The 1,103-nt window shown below is 68.3% G+C and carries 2 pseudogenes; one reads left to right on the top strand and one right to left on the bottom strand.

Annotated features, from left to right (window positions below):
- Positions 1-632, bottom strand: a pseudogene (locus FMEAI12_RS20565) (helix-turn-helix domain-containing protein); the annotation flags it as partial.
- Between the two features lie 98 nt (positions 633-730).
- Between FMEAI12_RS20565 and FMEAI12_RS20560 the strand changes: the two are divergent.
- Positions 731-1,103 (top strand): annotated as a pseudogene (locus FMEAI12_RS20560) (integrase core domain-containing protein); the annotation flags it as partial.

Here is a 1,103-nt window from a genome sequence, read left to right as displayed (position 1 = left end):
GTCCATGAGGAGGTTCCGGGCTTGTTGGGTGGTCCACGGTCCGTCCGGGTGGGCGGTGACTCCGAGGATGTGGACGGTGCGGGAGCCGACCTCGATGACGAAGAAGCAGTACAGGCGCCGCAGCGTCACGGCGCAGTCCACGTGGAAGAAGTCGACGGCCAGCATCGTCGAGGCCTGCGTGCGTAGGAACTGCCGCCAGGTCGCGTCGGTCTGCCGCCTGGGCGCCGGTGGGAGACCCAGGGACTTCAGGACCCGGCGGATCGTGGAGGCGCTGACTTGGTGGCCGAGTTTGAGGAGCTCGCCCTGGATCCGCCGGTAGCCCCATGTCGTGTTCTCGGTCGCGAGCCGCTCGATCAGTGCGGCGATCTCCGTGCTGACCGGAGGTCGTCCCGTTCGCCTCGGGTCCATTTTCGGGCGAGGAGATCATGGTGCCAGCGCAACACGGTGGCCGGGGTGACGAAGAACGAACCCCACCGGGCCCGGGGTAGCAGCCGGGACAGGGCTGCGAGGATCATCCGATCCGCCGGTTCCAGTGTCGGGCGGTTCACCTGCCGTCGCAGCACCGCCACCTGGTGTCGCAGGACGAGGAGCTCCACGTCTTTCGCGGTGTCGCCACGCACGCGGAGCAACATCAGTCCGAGAGCGTTGCGTGTCAGGGCGTAGAGCAGCGACCACACCATGACCATCCAGCCTGCCCGACACAGGCCCTGTCCGGCGAGCAAACGCGCAGGTCACCGCTCACCCGGACGGACCGTGGACCACCCAACAAGCCCGGAACCTCCTCATGGACTTCGGCGACCGGGCGGCCGACTTCCAATTTCTGGTTCGTGACCGGGCCGGCCAGTTCACCGCCTCCTTCGGCGCGGTCCTCGCCGACGCCGGCATCACCACCGTCACGATCCCACCCCGGACGCCCCGGGCGAACGCCTACGCGGAACGGTTCGTCCGCACGGTCCGGACCAAGGTCACCGACCGCATGCTGATCTTCAGCGAGCGGCATCTGCGTACCCTCCTGGTCGAGTACGCGGCCCACTACAACGGACGACGACCCCACCGCGGCCGCGACCTTCAACCACCACGGCCCGACCACCCCATCGCAGACC

The sequence above is a fragment of the Parafrankia sp. Ea1.12 genome, from assembly GCF_900465275.1.
In the GTDB taxonomy this organism is placed as follows: domain Bacteria; phylum Actinomycetota; class Actinomycetes; order Frankiales; family Frankiaceae; genus Parafrankia; species Parafrankia soli.
The sequence above is the reverse complement of the archived record's forward strand: the minus strand, read 5'-3'. Positions and strand labels throughout refer to the sequence as shown.